The organism is Corynebacterium marambiense, assembly GCF_016342275.1.
GTDB lineage: Bacteria > Actinomycetota > Actinomycetes > Mycobacteriales > Mycobacteriaceae > Corynebacterium > Corynebacterium marambiense.
The window spans coordinates 1-16684 of sequence record NZ_JAEIOT010000008.1 but is presented as its reverse complement, the minus strand read 5'-3'; the positions used below and the strand labels follow the sequence as shown (position 1 = coordinate 16684).

The 16684-nt window shown below is 65.5% G+C and carries 17 protein-coding genes and 1 pseudogene; 11 read left to right on the top strand and 7 right to left on the bottom strand.

Features of this window, described 5'->3' with window-relative positions; translation table 11 throughout:
• Positions 1–26 precede the first annotated feature (26 nt).
• From JDV76_RS08600 to JDV76_RS08570, 7 genes are all read left to right on the top strand, one after another.
• A complete protein-coding gene (locus JDV76_RS08600; protein WP_198736601.1) occupies positions 27–2987 on the top strand; it encodes a Na+/H+ antiporter subunit A in 2961 nt (986 codons plus the stop codon).
• A gap of 3 nt (positions 2988–2990) precedes the next feature.
• A complete protein-coding gene (locus JDV76_RS08595) occupies positions 2991–3473 on the top strand; it encodes a Na(+)/H(+) antiporter subunit C (protein WP_198736493.1) in 483 nt (160 codons plus the stop codon).
• Complete coding sequence (locus JDV76_RS08590; RefSeq protein ID WP_198736492.1) at positions 3473–5224, top strand: Na+/H+ antiporter subunit D; 1752 nt, start codon at positions 3473–3475, stop codon at positions 5222–5224. Before JDV76_RS08595 ends, JDV76_RS08590 begins: the two co-directional genes overlap by 1 nt.
• Positions 5224–5736, top strand: coding sequence for a Na+/H+ antiporter subunit E (locus tag JDV76_RS08585; protein WP_198736491.1), 513 nt, complete (start codon positions 5224–5226; stop codon positions 5734–5736). Before JDV76_RS08590 ends, JDV76_RS08585 begins: the two co-directional genes overlap by 1 nt.
• Positions 5736–6014, top strand: coding sequence for a monovalent cation/H+ antiporter complex subunit F (locus JDV76_RS08580; RefSeq protein ID WP_198736490.1), 279 nt, complete (start codon positions 5736–5738; stop codon positions 6012–6014). The genes JDV76_RS08585 and JDV76_RS08580 overlap by 1 nt, the downstream gene beginning before the upstream one ends.
• Positions 6011–6370, top strand: coding sequence for a monovalent cation/H(+) antiporter subunit G (locus tag JDV76_RS08575; RefSeq protein WP_198736489.1), 360 nt, complete (start codon positions 6011–6013; stop codon positions 6368–6370). Before JDV76_RS08580 ends, JDV76_RS08575 begins: the two co-directional genes overlap by 4 nt.
• 217 nt (positions 6371–6587) lie before the next feature.
• The gene (locus JDV76_RS08570) at positions 6588–7235 is read left to right on the top strand and encodes a CAP domain-containing protein (RefSeq protein ID WP_198736488.1); all 648 of its coding nucleotides are present in this window, start codon (positions 6588–6590) and stop codon (positions 7233–7235) included.
• A 114-nt stretch (positions 7236–7349) separates the two neighbouring features.
• On the opposite strand, the gene JDV76_RS08565 is transcribed toward JDV76_RS08570, so the two are convergent.
• From JDV76_RS08565 to JDV76_RS08550, 4 genes are all read right to left on the bottom strand, one after another.
• Positions 7350–7553: a hypothetical protein gene (locus tag JDV76_RS08565; protein ID WP_198736487.1), complete on the bottom strand. Its 204-nt coding sequence runs from the start codon at positions 7551–7553 to the stop codon at positions 7350–7352.
• A 247-nt stretch (positions 7554–7800) separates the two neighbouring features.
• Positions 7801–8931, bottom strand: a complete 1131-nt coding sequence (locus tag JDV76_RS08560; RefSeq protein ID WP_198736486.1) for a glutamate--cysteine ligase — start codon at positions 8929–8931, stop codon at positions 7801–7803.
• A gap of 40 nt (positions 8932–8971) precedes the next feature.
• The gene (locus tag JDV76_RS12930; protein WP_198736485.1) at positions 8972–9649 is read right to left on the bottom strand and encodes a LytR C-terminal domain-containing protein; all 678 of its coding nucleotides are present in this window, start codon (positions 9647–9649) and stop codon (positions 8972–8974) included.
• A gap of 11 nt (positions 9650–9660) precedes the next feature.
• A complete protein-coding gene (locus JDV76_RS08550; protein WP_198736484.1) occupies positions 9661–9915 on the bottom strand; it encodes a DUF3263 domain-containing protein in 255 nt (84 codons plus the stop codon).
• 34 nt (positions 9916–9949) lie between these two features.
• Here JDV76_RS08550 and JDV76_RS08545 point away from each other — a divergent pair, with 34 nt between their 5' ends.
• Entirely contained in the window at positions 9950–10630 is a 681-nt protein-coding gene (locus tag JDV76_RS08545; protein WP_198736483.1) for a peptide deformylase, read from the top strand.
• A 2-nt stretch (positions 10631–10632) separates the two neighbouring features.
• Positions 10633–11634: an N-acetylglutamate synthase, CG3035 family gene (locus tag JDV76_RS08540; protein WP_198736482.1), complete on the top strand. Its 1002-nt coding sequence runs from the start codon at positions 10633–10635 to the stop codon at positions 11632–11634.
• On the opposite strand, the gene JDV76_RS08535 is transcribed toward JDV76_RS08540, so the two are convergent.
• Positions 11618–12244, bottom strand: coding sequence for an RDD family protein (locus JDV76_RS08535; RefSeq protein ID WP_198736481.1), 627 nt, complete (start codon positions 12242–12244; stop codon positions 11618–11620). The genes JDV76_RS08540 and JDV76_RS08535 overlap by 17 nt on opposite strands.
• Before the next feature lie 86 nt (positions 12245–12330).
• On the opposite strand from JDV76_RS08535, the gene JDV76_RS08530 reads away from it, so the two are divergent.
• The gene (locus tag JDV76_RS08530; RefSeq protein WP_198736480.1) at positions 12331–13137 is read left to right on the top strand and encodes an exodeoxyribonuclease III; all 807 of its coding nucleotides are present in this window, start codon (positions 12331–12333) and stop codon (positions 13135–13137) included.
• Positions 13138–13142: 5 nt separating this feature from the next.
• Positions 13143–14624, top strand: coding sequence for a phospholipase D-like domain-containing protein (locus tag JDV76_RS08525; protein ID WP_198736479.1), 1482 nt, complete (start codon positions 13143–13145; stop codon positions 14622–14624).
• Here JDV76_RS08525 and JDV76_RS08520 read toward each other — a convergent pair.
• Positions 14605–15825 carry a multidrug effflux MFS transporter gene (locus JDV76_RS08520; protein WP_198736478.1) on the bottom strand — a complete coding sequence of 407 codons (1221 nt, stop codon included), beginning with the start codon at positions 15823–15825 and terminating at the stop codon, positions 14605–14607. The genes JDV76_RS08525 and JDV76_RS08520 overlap by 20 nt on opposite strands.
• Positions 15826–16237: 412 nt before the next feature.
• A pseudogene (locus tag JDV76_RS12620) lies at positions 16238–16684 on the bottom strand (hypothetical protein); the annotation flags it as partial.

The following is a 16684-nucleotide window of genomic DNA, read 5'->3' as shown; positions in this document are numbered from 1 at the left end:
CCCCGGAGAAGTCACAGAACATGGACCTGCTCATCGTGTTGTCCGCGCTCGCTGCGGCGACCATCACCGCCCCGGTGCTGATCAGGAAACTCGGGCGACCGGCCTTCGGGTTACTCGCGCTCGTCCCTGGCGGGGCGTTCGCATGGACACTCCGGAGCTGGCTCGCGGGAGACTTCGCACCCGGTTCGACGCCACCGGCCGTCGACATCCCGTGGATGTCCGCCGCGCACCTGGACATCACCTTGGTCCTGGACCCACTCGCGGCGGTATTCGCGCTGATCATCCTCGGTATCGGAGCCCTTATCCTGTGCTACTGCTGGGGGTATTTCGACTCCAACCCGAGACGCCTGTCCGTCTTCGGCGCACAGATGATCGCATTCACCATGGTGATGTACGGTCTCGTCACCGCGGACAACCTCCTATTGATGTACGTCTTCTGGGAACTCACCTCGGTCCTGTCCTTCCTGCTCGTCGGATACTACGGCGAGCGCGCCTCGTCGCGCCGGGCCGCCGGGCAGGCACTCATGGTCACATCACTGGGCGGACTGGCGATGCTCGTGGGCATCATCCTGCTCGGCACCACATCGGGGATCTGGGACCTGTCCGCCCTGATCGGGGCCGGCACACCGGTCTCATCCACCGCGACGAGCACCGCCGTGGTTCTCATCCTGGCCGGTGCCCTGTCGAAATCCGCGATCGCCCCGATGCACTTCTGGTTACCCGGGGCAATGGCCGCACCGACACCGGTGTCCGCATACCTGCACTCAGCCGCGATGGTGAAGGCCGGAATCTATCTCGTGGCACGTCTCTCCCCGGAGCTGAATCAGATCGCCTCCTGGCATCTCGTGGTCATCCCGGCGGGTCTGCTGACGATGCTGATGGCCGGCTGGATGGCACTGCGTCAAGTCGACCTCAAGCTCATCCTGGCGTACGGCACCGTCAGCCAGCTCGGCTTCATCATCGCCGTGGTCGGGATCGGTTCCCCCGGGGCACTCCTCGCGGGACTCGCCCTGACTGTGGCGCACGCACTATTCAAGGCGACGCTGTTCATGATCGTCGGGGCCATCGACCGCACCACCGGAACCCGCGACATCCGCGAGCTCTCTGGGCTGGGCCGGGCTCACCCGGCCCTGTTCGCACTCGCCGTGACCGCGGCCGCATCTATGGCTGGTGTCCCCGGCACCGTCGGCTTCGTGGCCAAAGAAGCCACCGTGTCCACGCTTCTCGGGGAGTCACTGCTCACCGGCATGCCAGGAAAGCTCATGCTGGTCGGTGTCGTCGCCGGAAGCACCCTCACGGTGGCCTATTCGTTGTATTTCCTGCACGGCGCCTTCGCTACCAAGGACACCGATCACACGACCGGAGGCGGTACGTCTCCGGCGGTCGCCAAGGCCAATCCCATCATCACCCCACTGTGGTTGCCGCCCGCGGTTCTCGCCGGCGGGGGCATCATCCTGGGACTCACCCCGTCACCGCTGGATGTCGTGCTCAACACCTACGCGGGGGCATCTGCCCATTTGGCCCTCTGGCACGGATGGACACTCCCCCTGCTCATCAGCGCGATCATGCTCACCTGCGGTGTCATCCTGCACTGGCAGCGAAACACCGTGAGCCAACTGCATTTCAGTCGCCCCGCGCTGGGCAACGCAAACCTGGCCTATGACACGGTCGTCGACACGCTGCGGCGGGTATCACTCCGCATCACGGCCACCACACAGCGCGGCTCCCTGCCCGTAAACGAGGCAGTCATCCTCGCCACCCTCGTTGTCCTACCGCTGACGATGCTCGTCACCGGAGCCCGGACGGACATCCGGATGGAACTGTGGGACTCCCCCGTACAGGGCCTCGTGGTCGTTATCATCGTGATCGCCGCCATCGCCGCCACTGTGATGGACAACCGGCTCTCCGCTCTGATCCTCGTCGGGATGACCGGCTACGGGGTCGCGGTCATCTTCGCGCTGCACGGAGCACCAGACCTGGCGCTGACCCAGCTCCTCGTGGAAACCGTCTCGGTGGTGGTCTTCGTGCTGGTGCTGCGGAAACTGCCCGCCAGCACGGATAACGCAGGCCCGGAGCAGGACCACACCCGCCTGCGGGCCTGGCTCGCCGTCGCGGTCGGACTCACGGTCACGATCCTCGGGGCCTTCGCGATGAACGCCCGGAGTACCCTGCCGGTGTCCATCCACATCCCCAGCCTGGCCTCCCGTATCGGGCACGGATCCAACGCCGTCAACGTGCTGCTCGTCGACATCCGGGCATGGGACACCTTCGGTGAGATCTCGGTTCTGGTCATCGTCGCCACCGGTGTCGCCTCGCTGGTCTACCGCACGCGGAGCTTCTCCCGGGTCTCCCGGCGCCCGACGCTCCGCACCGAGGCCCCGAGCTGGCTGGCCGCTCCCGTCGAGGATGCGAAAGCCCGGAACCGCTCGTTCATGATGGAGGTTGCGACCCGCATCCTCTTCCCCTCGATGATCACGCTGTCCCTCTACTTCTTCTTCGCGGGGCACAACGCGCCGGGTGGAGGGTTCGCGGGCGGTCTGGTGGCGGCGCTCGCCTTCATGCTCCGGTATCTCGCCGGCGGACGGGAGGAACTCGAGGAGGCACTGCCCATAGACGCGTCCCGTGTACTCGGCACCGGGTTGCTGCTCTCCGCGGGTTCAGTCATCGCCCCGATGATCCTCGCCCGCCCACCCCTGGCATCGGCGAACACCGACCTCGAGATACCACTGATCGGAACCGTGCACGTCGTCTCCCCGTTACTCTTCGACGCCGGTGTCTACCTGATCGTCATCGGACTGGTCCTCCACATCCTGCGGTCCCTCGGCGCACAGCTCGACATCGACGAGGAACAGCGCCGCCGTCGAGCCCGAGAGCGTGCCCGGCGACTGGCGCGACGCAAGGCGGCGCAACCACCCGGGAGGAACACCGGGGCCACGACCAACGGAAAACCCGAGAGAACGATCCCCACCGGAAGGAAGAGTGGATAACACATGGTCGCCAACCTCTTCCTGCTCATCGCCTGCGGTGTCCTCATCTCCTGTGGGGTGTACCTGTTGCTTGAACGGGCGATGACCAAGATGCTCCTCGGTCTGATCCTCCTGGGCAACGGAGCGAACCTGCTCATGCTCACCGCCGGTGGTGGGGCTGGAGCACCGCCGATCGCGGGGCGGGAATCCACGGTGTCGGGGACCGACGCCGACCCCCTGGCCCAGGGCATGATCCTCACCGCCATCGTCATCTCCATGGCGATGACGGCGTTCATCCTGGCTCTCGCGTTCCGGCAGTACCGCTACCGCACCGCCGACCTCATCGGCGACGATACCGAGGACACCGCCATCGCGCATCGCCCGGATACCGCTTCCGCAGCACCGGACCACGATGCCTCCGCCGATCCGGAGACCGGGCGGGCCACCGGGCACGGCGATGACTTCGGCCCCGACAGTTTCGAACGTCCCGTCAAGGAGGACAACTGATGAACCTCCTGGACGTGCTGCCCACGGAATCCGTCATCCCCTACCTCATTCCGCTGCCGGTGATCATTCCCGCGGCGGCGGCCGCCGCGTGCCTCCTCGCGGGTCGGCATCCCCGGGTCCAGCGGGCCGTCACGGCAACGGCGCTGACCATCCTCATCGTGCTGTGCACCGTTCTCGTCGCCCTCGTGGACCGGGTGGGCATCCAGACCCTGCAGATCGGCGGCTGGGATGCCCCCGTGGGGATTACCCTCGTCGCCGACCGGTTGTCGGCGCTGCTGCTCGCGGTGTCGTCCCTCGTGCTGTTCTCGGTTCTCCGTTACGCCATCGGACAGGGTGTTCGCGACGGGACGGAGGACGAACCGGTCGGGGTGTTTCTCCCCGCGTATCTGCTGCTCACCATGGGTGTGAACATGGCCTTCCTCGCGGGCGACATGTTCAACCTGTACGTCGGTTTCGAGGTTCTGCTCGTGGCCAGCTACGTCCTTTTGACCATCGGTGCGTCCCCCGCCCGGGTCCGCGCGGGCGTCAGCTACGTGATGGTGTCCATGCTCTCGTCGTTCGTGTTCCTCGTCGCGCTCGCTTTGATCTACGCGGCGGTGGGGACCATGAACATGGCGCAGATCTCCGTTCGGATGGAGCAGGTTCCCGAAGGCACCCGGGCAGCTATCTTCGCGGTGCTGCTCGTCGCCTTCGGCATCAAGGCGGCGGTGTTCCCGCTGTACTCCTGGCTCCCGGACTCGTACCCGACCGCCCCCGCACTGGTGACGGCCGTGTTCGCCGGGCTGCTCACCAAAGTTGGTGTCTACTCGATCATCCGGGTCCGCTCCGTGGTGTTCACGGACGGGCGTCTCGACGGTGTGCTGATGTGGGCGGCGCTACTGACGATGCTCGTGGGAATCCTGGGCGCGATGGCGCAGAACGACATCAAGCGCCTGTTGTCCTTCACGCTCGTCAGCCACATCGGGTACATGATCATGGGGGTTTCGCTGGGTACCGCGACGGGATTGTCGGGTGCGATCTTCTACACCGTGCACCACATCCTCGTGCAGACAGCCTTGTTCCTCGTGGTCGGTCTCATCGAACGACAGGCCGGGTCCTCTTCCCTCCGCCGGCTCGGGTCGCTCGCCTACGTGTCCCCACTGCTCGCTGCGTTGTATCTCATCCCCGCCCTCAACCTCGGTGGAATCCCGCCGTTCTCCGGTTTCCTGGGGAAGATCATCCTCGTGGAGGCCGCTGCGGGACACGGCGGAAAGATGGCCTGGGTACTGGTCGCCGGTGCCGTGGTCACCTCCCTGCTGACGCTGTACACGATGACCGTCGTGTGGTCGAAGGCCTTTTGGCGGGACCGCTCGGATGCACCGGATGGCGCTACGGCGCTCGCCGCGACTGGTCCACTCGGGGGAATGCGTCGCGAGATCGATCTACGGGAGCGGGCCGACGTCGGACGGATGCCCTTCGGCATGGTTGCCCCCACCGTTCTCCTCGTGACCGCATCTCTCGCCGTTAGTGTTCTCGCCGGTCCGATCTCCGCAGTCACGGGACGCTCGGCGGAATCCGCCCAAGATGTCGCTGTCTACCGGCAGGCGGTACTCGGACCCGGGTACCTCAATCCGGGGCGGACCCTGATCCCGGGCCAATCCGGTCCCATCGCCCCGAGTGACCAGGACCGGGTGAAGGACGGAATCGACGAACGTCGGAGCCCCACGGATGCCGCCTCACCGGGCAAGACCACCGGGGGAGGCGACCGCTGATGCTCGCCGGTATCCGCCGTCGTTTCCGCCCCCAGTCCGTCCTGTGGCTGACATTCATGTGGGCGCTGCTGTGGGGCGAGTTCTCGGTGGCAAACATCATCGCGGGGCTAGCGATCGCACTCGCGGTGACGCTACTGCTCCCACTCCCGTCGATCCCCGGCTCGGGTTCGGGCATCCGCCTGGCGGCACTGCTGCGGCTCGGTGGCACATTCGCCATGGATCTCATCACCAGCTCGGTAAAGGTGGCGGTCATCGCGCTCCGCCGGGCCCCGGTGCCCCCGGGTGCCATCGTCGTCGTACCGATGCGGGTGCAGGAGGACCTGGTCTTCTCCTTCGCCGTCACACTCATCAATCTGCAACCCGGTGGCACGGTGACCGATCTCGACATCGCGGACCGCAAACTCACGATGCACCTGATCGACGGTTCCTCGACGAAGGCGATCGACAGGGAGATCACGAGGATCGCGCAGCTCGAACGCCGGCTCATCCACATCTTCGAAAGGAACGGCTGATGGAACCGTCGCTCTACAACACCCTGCTCCTGGTGCCCGCGTCGCTGCTGGCCGTGGCATTCATCGTGACAGGGTGGCGGATGCTCGTCGGGCCGAACTCGCTCGACCGGGTGCTGAGCCTGGATGCGGTGGTGGCGATGATCCAATGTGCACTGGCCGTCTACGTCTGCTGGACCCTGGACACGACGGTGACCAACGCGATGATCGTCGTCGCCCTGCTGGGGTTCATCTCGACGGTCGCGATAACCCGGTTCCGCAAGCGGGACGGTGCCCAGTGACCGGCCTCATCCTCGACGTGATCTCGCTCACCCTGCTCTTCCTCGGTTCGCTCCTGGCCTTGTCCGCCGCCGTGGGCCTCGCCCGCTTCCGGGACACGATGACGAGACTCCATGCCGTGACGAAGCCGCAGACACTCGGGCTGATTCTCGCGGTCAGTGGCGCAATCATGCGGGTGATCGGAGCGAGCGAACTCGATGCCGGTGCCGCGGGCGACCTCGGGGTACTTGTGCTCATCATCGCCTTCACACTCATCACCGCGCCGGTGATCGGCCAGCGGGTCGGACGTCTCGCGCGGAAAGAGGGCCTCTACGACGACGACGCCCTCTCCCGGAACGACACCGTGGGGAAGGGCTGAAGATAAACGGGACGAACGGGAGTCGTTCCGCGCGATCCACCCGTTACCTTACCGAACGACTCAAACGCTTCGGAATTGATATGCTGAGCACATCCCCGCCCAAACGGAAGTCGACGCCCACCGACCCAGACATCATCGGCCGGGCACCGCAGAGGACATGATCGCCTCTCCGACGGCATCCCACCCTGCACGAAAATACCCTAGGAGCACCGTAGACATGAAGAGGAAACTCATCTCAGCCGCCGCAGCGACCGCGCTCTCCGCAACGCTGCTGGCCGCACCGATTGCCGCAGCCAGCCCCCAGCAGGACATCGCGGACTTCGTCGCCCGCGCAATGGGACCGGGGGGATACTCCGGTTCCTTCGGTGGGCCCCGACCCGGCCCCATGCCGCAGCCAACCCCTGATCCCACGCCGACGCCGACACCCACCCCGACGCCGGACCCGGCCCCGACACCGGATCCGACCCCGACACCGGATCCGGACACACAGAAACTGCTCGAGCAGCGCAGCCGGGAGATCGTCGACCGCATCAATGTCGAGCGCAAAACCCGCGGACTGGTCGAACTCAGCATCAATACCAATGTCACCGCGCTGGCGAAGCAGATCGCGGATGCCTCGGCAGCCTCAAACAGCCTGAGCGTCGACAAGAAGTTCATCAAGGCCAGCCACGGCTATTCGTTAGCTGGGTACCCCGGCCTGGAGAACCCTCAGTTTGCCGCGAACGTCGTCGAGCTCTGGATGAAAAATGAGGGCCAGCGCAATCTTCTTATGAGGTCGAACATCCGCGAAATCGGTATCGCCGTGTCCCAGAACGACAAGTCCGAATACGAGAACTTCGTCACCGCTATCGTTCGCTGGCTCTAACGCAGCGAATCTCCCGTCGCCCCTAATCGGGGCACACAGCGGGGAGACGGCTGCGGGCCCGCCCCCGGGATCTGAGATTCTCTCGGTGGGCGGGCCCGCTTCTGCGTTTTCCGGTCAGCGCTGCTTCGGGGCGACCGGGGACAAAACGGCTTCGATGCCCGCGGCGACGAAGGCGGTGAGGATCAGCGCACAACCTCCGAGGACCGCGGACATCTGCCAGTCCGGGGCGAGGAACAGCCCTCCGGCGATGGCCACGAGGAGACCGACGAGACCGATGAGGACTGCGTTCGAATAGGGGCTGATGCGAATGTCGCTCACGATGGCGCTTTCCCGCCGCACGATAACGGCGTTGTCCGGATGTATCCGTTCACTTCTGAACGCTTGTACATTCAGAAAATGTAGGGCATTCCGGACGGAAGGAAAAACCGTGTTTTCACCGACCGGTAACCATGAAAAATGCCTCTGATCTGCAAATTAACCGCAGAAGACCGTTCCCCGAGCCAACATCGATGTGTCCGATGAGGCAGCCAGCCAGACAAAGTGAAGACGTTCACACACGGGCGAGTCAGGGCCTGCCGTTGGCCAGTTCGGTGCAGGTCAGATCAACAACGTCCCGCCAGTCACCCGTCTTTTCCAACAGTTGACGTTGGCGCCGGTAGGCCGCACCTTTGTCGATGATCTCGTGGACCGCGTCGAGCTCTGCGGCACATCCGAGTTCCTCGGCGAGCGGCTCCAGCACTGTGACGATCCGTTTGATGTCATCGACGACGCTCACCGTGTCGGTGTTCCGCGAGCAGATGATATCGGCCTCCATCCCGTACCGTGCGGCGCGCCACTTGTTCTCCCTGACGTGCCACGGCTGCAGTGACGGTAGCGTCTCCCCGGCGTCGAAGGCGCGGTCGTAGTACACCACGAGACAGTGCGTGAGCGCGGTGAGCGCAGCAAGTTCCCGGAGATTGCTCGGCGCGTCGGACACGCGGACCTCGATGGTGCCCCACTTCGCAGATGGCCGGATGTCGAAGTGCATGGAACCCGTATGGTCGATGACCCCGGACTTGTCCTGTTGCCGCAGGTACTCGGTCCACTGGCTCCAGGTGTTGAAGCCGTAGGGGGCACCGGCAGTGGGAAGCTGCTGGTAGAGCATCGTCCGGTTGGAGGCGTAGCCGGTGTCCAGCCCGTTCCACCCGGGGGATCCTGCACTCAGGGCTAGCAGGTGCGGGTAGTTGGTCATGAGGGCGTTGATAATCGGCCAGACCTTCGCCTCATTACTGATGCCGACGTGGACGTGCAGGCCCCAGATCAGCATCTGGCGACCCCAGAACCGGGTCCGCCGAATGATCTCGGTGTACGGGCTCTTGTCGGAGACCTCCTGCTCGCGCCAGTCGGAAAAAGGATGCGACCCGGCGGACCACAGTCGGACGCCGAGTTCATCGGCCGCTTCGCGGAGCGAGTCGAGCCCGGAGCTGAGCTCCGCGACGGCCTCGGGGACCGTGTGACAGACCCCCGTGACCATCTCGACGGTATTCTTCAGGAATTCGGGTTCAAGCTGCAGATCGGGGCGGCGTGCCGACATGAGCTTAATCATGTCGGCGGCCCTCGGGGTGAGGTCGCGGGTCTCGGGGTCGATGAGCCCGATCTCCCATTCCACCCCGAGCGTCGGTTCCGGGGAACGGTTGAAGTTCAGATGATCAGCCATGTCGGCTCCTAGGGGACGGAACGGAAGAAGAGATTCGTCGTCAGAGGGTGATATCACCCGTGAGAACAACGACGACACCGTCGGCGGGGACGGGCCCGAGTTCAGGGGTCCGCGGATTGGCGGGGATACCGAGTGCGGCACCGACTTCACGGGCCGCAGCTTCTTCCGTCGGATTTCCGGCGGTGTAGTAGACGGCTGACGCCGGCAGGTAGGTGTCCGCGAGGTTACCCACCTCCCCCACCGTCCAGCCCTGGCCGGTGAGCGTGTCAGCGACGCGGTTGGCGAGGCCCTGGATCGTCGAGTTGTTCAGGGCATGCACAGTCACCGTCCGCGGATCACCGGCGGGTGCGGGCGGAACTGCGGGCTGCGGCGGTGCCGCAACCTCAGTCCCGGGACTGGTTCCGGACGCGGAGGAAGACGGCGGGGCCATTTCCTCCTGCGGCGCGGAGGTGACGGGTGTGGCGTGGCTGACCGCGGTACTGGTGGGCGCGGTCGAACTGGTCGCCTCGTCTGCGACAGGGGTGGTGTCGGAGTCGTCGCCGCGGAGAACGGCGAATAGTGCCCAGGCCGCGAGCAGTACAGCGACCGCGGCGAGGATCATCGCGAGTCCCCGGAGCGGCAACGGCCGCGTCTCACTCACCGGCGCGGGTGCAGCGGCGGTGTCGTCGGGATGGCCGTCGTGGACCAGGGGCTCGTCATTGTGTTTGTTGGGGGACACAGACAGTGATCTTAGCCGCTTTTCGCCCGTTCCCGTGATTCGGCTCGCTGGTCTCTTATCCGGCGGAGCCGGGAGACGAGGGTGGGGTGCGCGGCCGCGGCCGCCGGGTCATCAAGGAGGCGATTGAGCCGCTGGTGGTAGCGGACGGCGCTGATCCCCAGCGCACGGGTCACCGCCTCGTCCCTGGCAGCGGGTGAGCGGGGGGCTTTCTCCGCGAATTCCAGCAGCCGGGCATCGGACTCGGACAGCGGTGTGGAGGCGGACATGGCTTCAGTCTAGAGGTGAACTAAACTCCTCGGTATGACAGTCCGACCCATCGTTATCCACGGCGACCCGGTGCTTCACAATGCCACTGCACCGGTCACAGAGTCTCCTGCCGAACTGCAGGAACTCATCCGCGACATGTACGAGACCATGGACGTCGCCCACGGCGTCGGTCTCGCGGCCAACCAGATCGGTGTGGGCAAGCGGCTCTTCGTCTACAACTGCCCGGACATCGAGGGCCCCGAGGGGTCCGAGAAAACCCAGGCTGACATCGATGCCAACGGCGGCCCCATCCGGCGCGGTTGCGTGATCAACCCGGTACTCGAAACCTCCGAGATCCCGCTGTCCATGCCTCGGGACGACGGGGAAGACGACGAGGGCTGCCTGTCCGTGCCGGGCGAAACCTTCCCGACGGGCCGCGCCGACTGGGCCCGCGTCACCGGTACCGACGCCGAGGGCAACGAGATCAGCATCGAGGGCTACGGACTGTTCGCCCGGTGTCTGCAGCACGAGGTCGGACACCTCGACGGTTTTCTCTACACCGATACCCTCATCGGCAGGCACCGGCGTGCGGCGAAGAAGACCATCAAACGCAACGGGTGGACCGAAGCGGGACTCACCTGGATGCCCGGCGCAGACGAGGATCCGTTCGGACACGACGATCCCTCTCCGGACGACACCGACATCCCGCCCGCACTACGCAAGACCACGGACTAACCGTGGCGCGACGTGCCCCGCAACCCGGCGACAGGGTGATAGTCCGACGCCATATCCCGGACACCCCCGGCCATCTGACAGATGTCATCGGGCATGTCGTCTCCCTGGATCCACTCGTGGTGCGTCCGCAATCCGTCGGGGGATTCCCCTCCGAGGCTGAGGCCGTGACGATCCCGGATGAGCTGATCCAGGTCTGCAAGGTCCTGCCGCCACGCCGGGTCCGCAACAGTGACATCCGCGCGGTCGAAACCGCGACCGCGGCCGCGTTCCCCGGCATCGAACACCGCTGGTGCGGGCAGTGGCTTCTTCGCGCCGGCGACGGCATCACCGAACGCTCCAACTCGGCGGCGCCCCTGGGGAGGTCCGCCGGGTTGAGCGAGGTACCGCTCGCGGAGATCGAGGCGTTCTACGTGGAGCATGACCTCCCGGTACGGGTCCTCATCCCGGATCGCATCGGTAATCCCGCGCGCACCGTCTGCGCCGGACCCGCGTGGCGTACCGGCCCGGACATCGTCGTGATGACCCGTCCACTCCGGGATCTCCCTGCCCTGGCTCTGCCCAACGGAGTGAGTTACAGGGTGGACAATCAACCGGACGAAGAGTGGCTAGCGCTCTATCATTTCCGGGGCCGCCCACTACCTGAGCACGCGCTGAATCTCCTGCGCACCCGCATCGACGGTCGGATGGGATTCGGCAGGTTGCTCGACGCGACGGGCCGTACGCTCGCCATCACCAGGGGCACGATCACCGCGTCCGGTGACGGGCGAACCTGGCTCGGATACTCGGCTGTCGAGGTCGTCACCGACCACCGGCGGCGGGGACTCGGCACCCACCTGGGAACCGCGATGCTGCACTGGGGTGCACGACACGGGGCCGACATGGCGTACCTGCAGGTGCTCGCCGCGAATAAAGCCGGAATCGGGCTCTACGACAAACTGGGGTTCATCGAACACCACCGGCACCGCTACGCGGAACTCGATCCGCGGTTCACTCCCGGACGATGACGCGAGTTCGGGCGAAGTAGTCGTGAGGGCCCATACCGTAGGCGTCGAGCTTCGCTGATCCGGCCAGCCACATACCAATCGCCAGTGCACCGATCGGTCCCACAACGGGAATCGCGGGAATGAGCAGCCACAGGTTCCGGCGCGCAGCCTGCCCCACTCCGACCGGACAGTCCGCAGGGCCGGTGACCCTGAGCCCGAGCAACCTCTTACCCGGGCCGCCTCCGTTCGTGTCCCCGATGACCTGCCAGAACCAGAACGGCAGTGGACCAGCCAGGAGTGCAAGGTACCAGAGCGCGTTCCCGGTGGCGATGGCGACACCGACAGTGAGGGCCAGGTAGAGCGTCGAAAAGATCGCGGCGTCCAACGCCAACGCCGCCGCCCGCAACCGGACCGGAGCGTTGAGCACGTCCCTGGTCCCGGTGTTCAGCCCGGGGGTGAAGGCGCTGAACCGTTCCATCTGGTCGTGTTCGGCCGGTGCGGTGAACGGGGTCCGGATCACGGCTCCCGTCCGCTGCACGCGGTCCACGACCTCCGGGATGCGGTTTCTCGCCCGGGGCTGGGAAACGCCCTCTCGGCGACCTGCCGGGGGTGTTCCGTCGGGAAATGTCATCGTGTCGTCCACCTCTCTCACCTGATGAACGTGCCACCACCCCACCAGGTTCCCGGCGAGCTCGTTCACAGCTAACCTCTGTAGGTATGCGCATCGCCACGTTCAACGTCAATTCAGCCCGAACCCGGGCCGACCGGATGGTCGATTTCCTGGACCGCCACGACGTGGACGTCCTGGCGGTCCAGGAAACCAAGTGCCGGGACGACCAGTTCCCCCATCTTCCCTTCGAACAGGCCGGGTACGAGGTGGCCCATGTCGGTTACAGCCAGTGGAACGGTGTCGCCCTGATCTCCCGGGTAGGTCTCCAGGATGTCGCCGACCATTTCCCCGGGCAGCCCGGATTCGCCAAGAATGCGGCCGATGAACAGTCGGTGGAGGCACGGGCCGTCGGTGCGACGTGCGGCGGGGTGCGGGTGTGGAGCCTCTACGTACCGAACGGTCGCGAGATCGCAGACCGGCACTACGAGTACAAACTCCGGTGGCTCGACGCCCTCTCCGGCCACGTCCGCGCGGTGCTCGCCGATGACCCCACGGCAAAACTGTTGTGCACCGGCGACTTCAACATCGCCCCGACCGACGCCGACGTGTGGGACCGTCGCTTCTTCGATGGCAAAACCCACGTCACGGAGCCGGAGCGGGCTTTCTTCCAGCAGCTCACCGAGTCCGGCCTCGTGGAAACGACGAGACGGTTTACTCCCGGCGAGTACACCTACTGGGACTACAAGGCGATGCGCTTCGGCCGTGACGAAGGCATGCGGATCGACTTCCATCTGGCCAGCACCGCTCTCGCGGAAACTGCGCGGGCGGGGTTCATCGACAGGGAGGAACGCGCCGGTGACGGTGCCTCCGATCACGCCCCCGTGGTCGTGGACTACGCCATCGACGGGGACTAGACCGGATGCCGGATGTCTTCTCCTCCCTGACGTCACTGGACTGGTGGCGGTCCGCGGGTCTCGTGCTCGACTACATCGTCAAGTTCATCGCCGTGGGAACCGTCGCGCAGGACCGGAAACCCAGTTCGTCCTCCGCCTGGCTGCTGGCAATCCTCTTCGTCCCGGTCATCGGTTTACCCCTGTTCCTAATGATGGGCAGCCCTTACATCAACCGGCGGCGACACCGCATCCAGATGGAGGCACAGGCGATGGTGGGGACACCGATGGCCGGGGCCCCGGCGATCCCGGAGGGCGCGGAACTCTCCGATGAGGTGGCGTCGGTGGTGCGGCTCAACGACACACTGACCGATCTTCCCGCGGTGCATTCCCGATTCCACGGGCTCTACTCCGACTACCGGGAATCCATCGCCGCGATGGCTGCGGCGGTCGATGCCGCGGAGTCCACGGTCCACGCCCAGATCTACATCGTCGCGTGGGACGACACGACCGACGTGTTCTTCAGCGCCTGCCGACGCGCCGCCGCGCGCGGTGTCGCGGTCCGTCTGCTGTTCGACCAGGTGGGTAGCTGGAAGTACCCCGGCTACCGGAAACTCGGCCGACGTCTGACCGAGGCGGGCATCGACTGGCATCTCACCATGCCCCTGAAGCCCTTCCGCTGGCGGTTCCGCCGTCCCGATCTGCGGAACCACCGCAAACTACTCATCATCGACAGCCACACCGGTTTCATCGGTTCGCAGAACATGATCGAGCCTGGCTACCTGTCCCGCAGAAACCACCGTTCCGGCCGGGAGTGGGTGGACATCATGGTCAAACTCTCGGGCCCCGTCGTCGAGGCAATGGAGATGATCTTCGCCGTCGACTGGTACCAGGAAACGGACACCATCATCGAGCTCCCCGGAAGTTCAGACACCGGGCCGGGTGTCGGGGACGAGATCGTGCAGCTGGTTCCCTCGGGTCCGGGGTACGTCACCGAACCCAACCTGCGGCTGTTCAACTCGATGGTGCACCACGCCAAAGAGCGCCTAATCCTCTGCAGCCCGTACTTCATCCCGGATGATTCCCTCATGGAGGCGATCCTTACGGCCTGCTACCGCGGTGTCCAGGTCGATCTACTGGTCAACGAGGTCTCCGATCAATTCATGGTCGGCCATGCCCAAGCCAGCTACTACAAGATGCTCATTGAAGCCGGCGTGCACATCCACCGCTATCCGGCGCCGATGATCCTGCACACCAAGTTCGCGCTCGCCGACCCGGAAGGCGACACCATCGGTGTCCTCGGCTCATCCAACATGGACATGCGCAGCTTCGGTCTGAACTACGAGGTAACCCTCATGGTGGTCTCCGGGGAGATCTCCCGGGAACTCACCGAACTCGCTGCCGTCTACCTGGACCGGTGCTCGGAACTCACCTACGAACAGTGGTCCCGGCGGGGACTAGGTAAGCGCTACCTGGACAATGCTATGCGGCTCACCGCTGCTCTTCAATGATCATCCTCGAGAGGGCACCGGCGACGAGAGTGCCACACAGTGACAGACCGACACTCACCGTCACCACGAGCCCGAGCGCCACCACGGGATCGCCGCCGAGTCCGACCAGCGGGCTCACCGCACCCGCCACCAGGAACTGACAAAATCCCATCACCGCCGACCCGAGGCCTGCGTGGGACCGGACCGTCGACACCCCGAGAGCCGTCGCGTTGCCGAAGATCCCCGGCATGTGCCCAAGCGCGATGAATAGGACCACCAGAACCACGGGTAGGTGCCCGCCGACCAGCAGGGCGTCACACAGCAGAATCAGTCCGCAGCAGAGCACCACGCATCCCGCGAGCCGCAGCACCGACTCGGGTTCGAAACGACGTACCAGACGCGAGTTCACCAGCGACCCGGTGACAAGCGCGACGGAGTTCACGGCGAACACGATCGAGTACATCCGCGGGCTCATCCCGAAATGATCGATGAAGACGAGGGGGCCCGCGGCTATGTAGCCGAAGAGCACCCCGGCGGCCGCCGCGAAACTCACGGTGTAGGCGGTGAACAGTCTGTTGGATGCGACGGTCCGCACGCCGGTGGTGAATGCGCCCCAGCCACCACCGCCGCCCGGGATCCTGGGTTTCGATTCCCCGATGACCAGCACCGCGACGGTCACCTGTACGGCGGCAATCATCGCGAGGATCCAGAACAGGCCACGCCAGCCGATCGGTTCGACCAGGAGACCGCCCATCAGGGGGGCGACGACAGGGGCAATCCCCATCATCGCCATGAGCAGGGAATACGCCTGCGCGGCACGGCGTCCCTCCGCGAGGTCCGCGACGATCGAGCGGGCAAGCACCACGCACGCCCCGTTCGCGAGTCCCATCACCGCACGGACCGCCACGAGGACACCGACGGACGGGGCGAGGGCGGAGGCGACGGCACAGACGACGGAGAGAATGGTCGCCACGATGAGCGGTGGGCGCCGTCCGGTCACATCGGACAGCGGCCCGGTGATGAGCTGCCCCACCGCCATACCGATCATGAACGTGGTCAGCGTCAACTGCGCCCAGACGGTCGTCGCACCGAAATCATCTCGCAGCGTCGGCAGCGCGGGAAGGTACATGTCGATGGCGAAGGGCCCCGCGGAGATCATCAGTGCCAGCGCCGCGAGCATCCCTGCCCCCAGTTCCGGGCGCGTGGAAGGACCACGTCTCATACCATCACTCTTTTCCGTCCGTCCCGGTTCTCATTACCGCGACAGTCTAACGCCGTACGCTGCATGGACGAATCCCCCTCCGAGGGTGTCCGGAGCAGTCACCGACGTCAGCTGTTGCCGTCCACCGACAAGAGAGCGTCACAGCAGGGACGCCGGAGGATTTCCGCCCCTGATCCATCCGGCGTCAGTGCCCGGTCGACCGCGCGTGCCGGGTACGACGCCCTCCACTGATGCACACCCAGGGACAACATGTGGGCCGTCCAGACTCATACGAAGATCATTCCCCGGATCGACTCTCGGTTACGTCGGGCGCTTCGCGCACACCGGTGTCCCATCATCTCGGGGCGGCGACTGCCAGAGACACAGGCATCCCGGGATCACGTGCCTGGTACCGTGCTGGGGATGGTGTCTTTCATTGGGGTGTGTCTGGTGGGGTTTTCCGGGCCCAGTCACCAATCACCGGCGGCACCGTCAACGGCGCCGGACCGAGGATCTTCTCCAGATTCCCCGACCGCTCCACCTGAGACAACACCGATGACGGTTTCTTCTGGTCCCGCCGTCCACCACCGGTACCCGCCATCGGCACACCACCAGCCACCCCACCACGACCCACACCCGAACCACCAGGCCTCCGGATACCGGCCACCGAACCCGACACCCCACGACCCGCGCCACCCGACGATGCACCCGACGCGGTACGGCCACCACCGGTTCCACCGACACCACCGGGAACAATCCCACCAGTAGAACCCCCACCAGCCCCCGTGGCGGTGGCAGGGTGTGCGACACCACCGAATGCAGCCGGACCGGTCACAGTCGGTAACACCCCACCACCAGCACCGGACACACCCGGACCGGA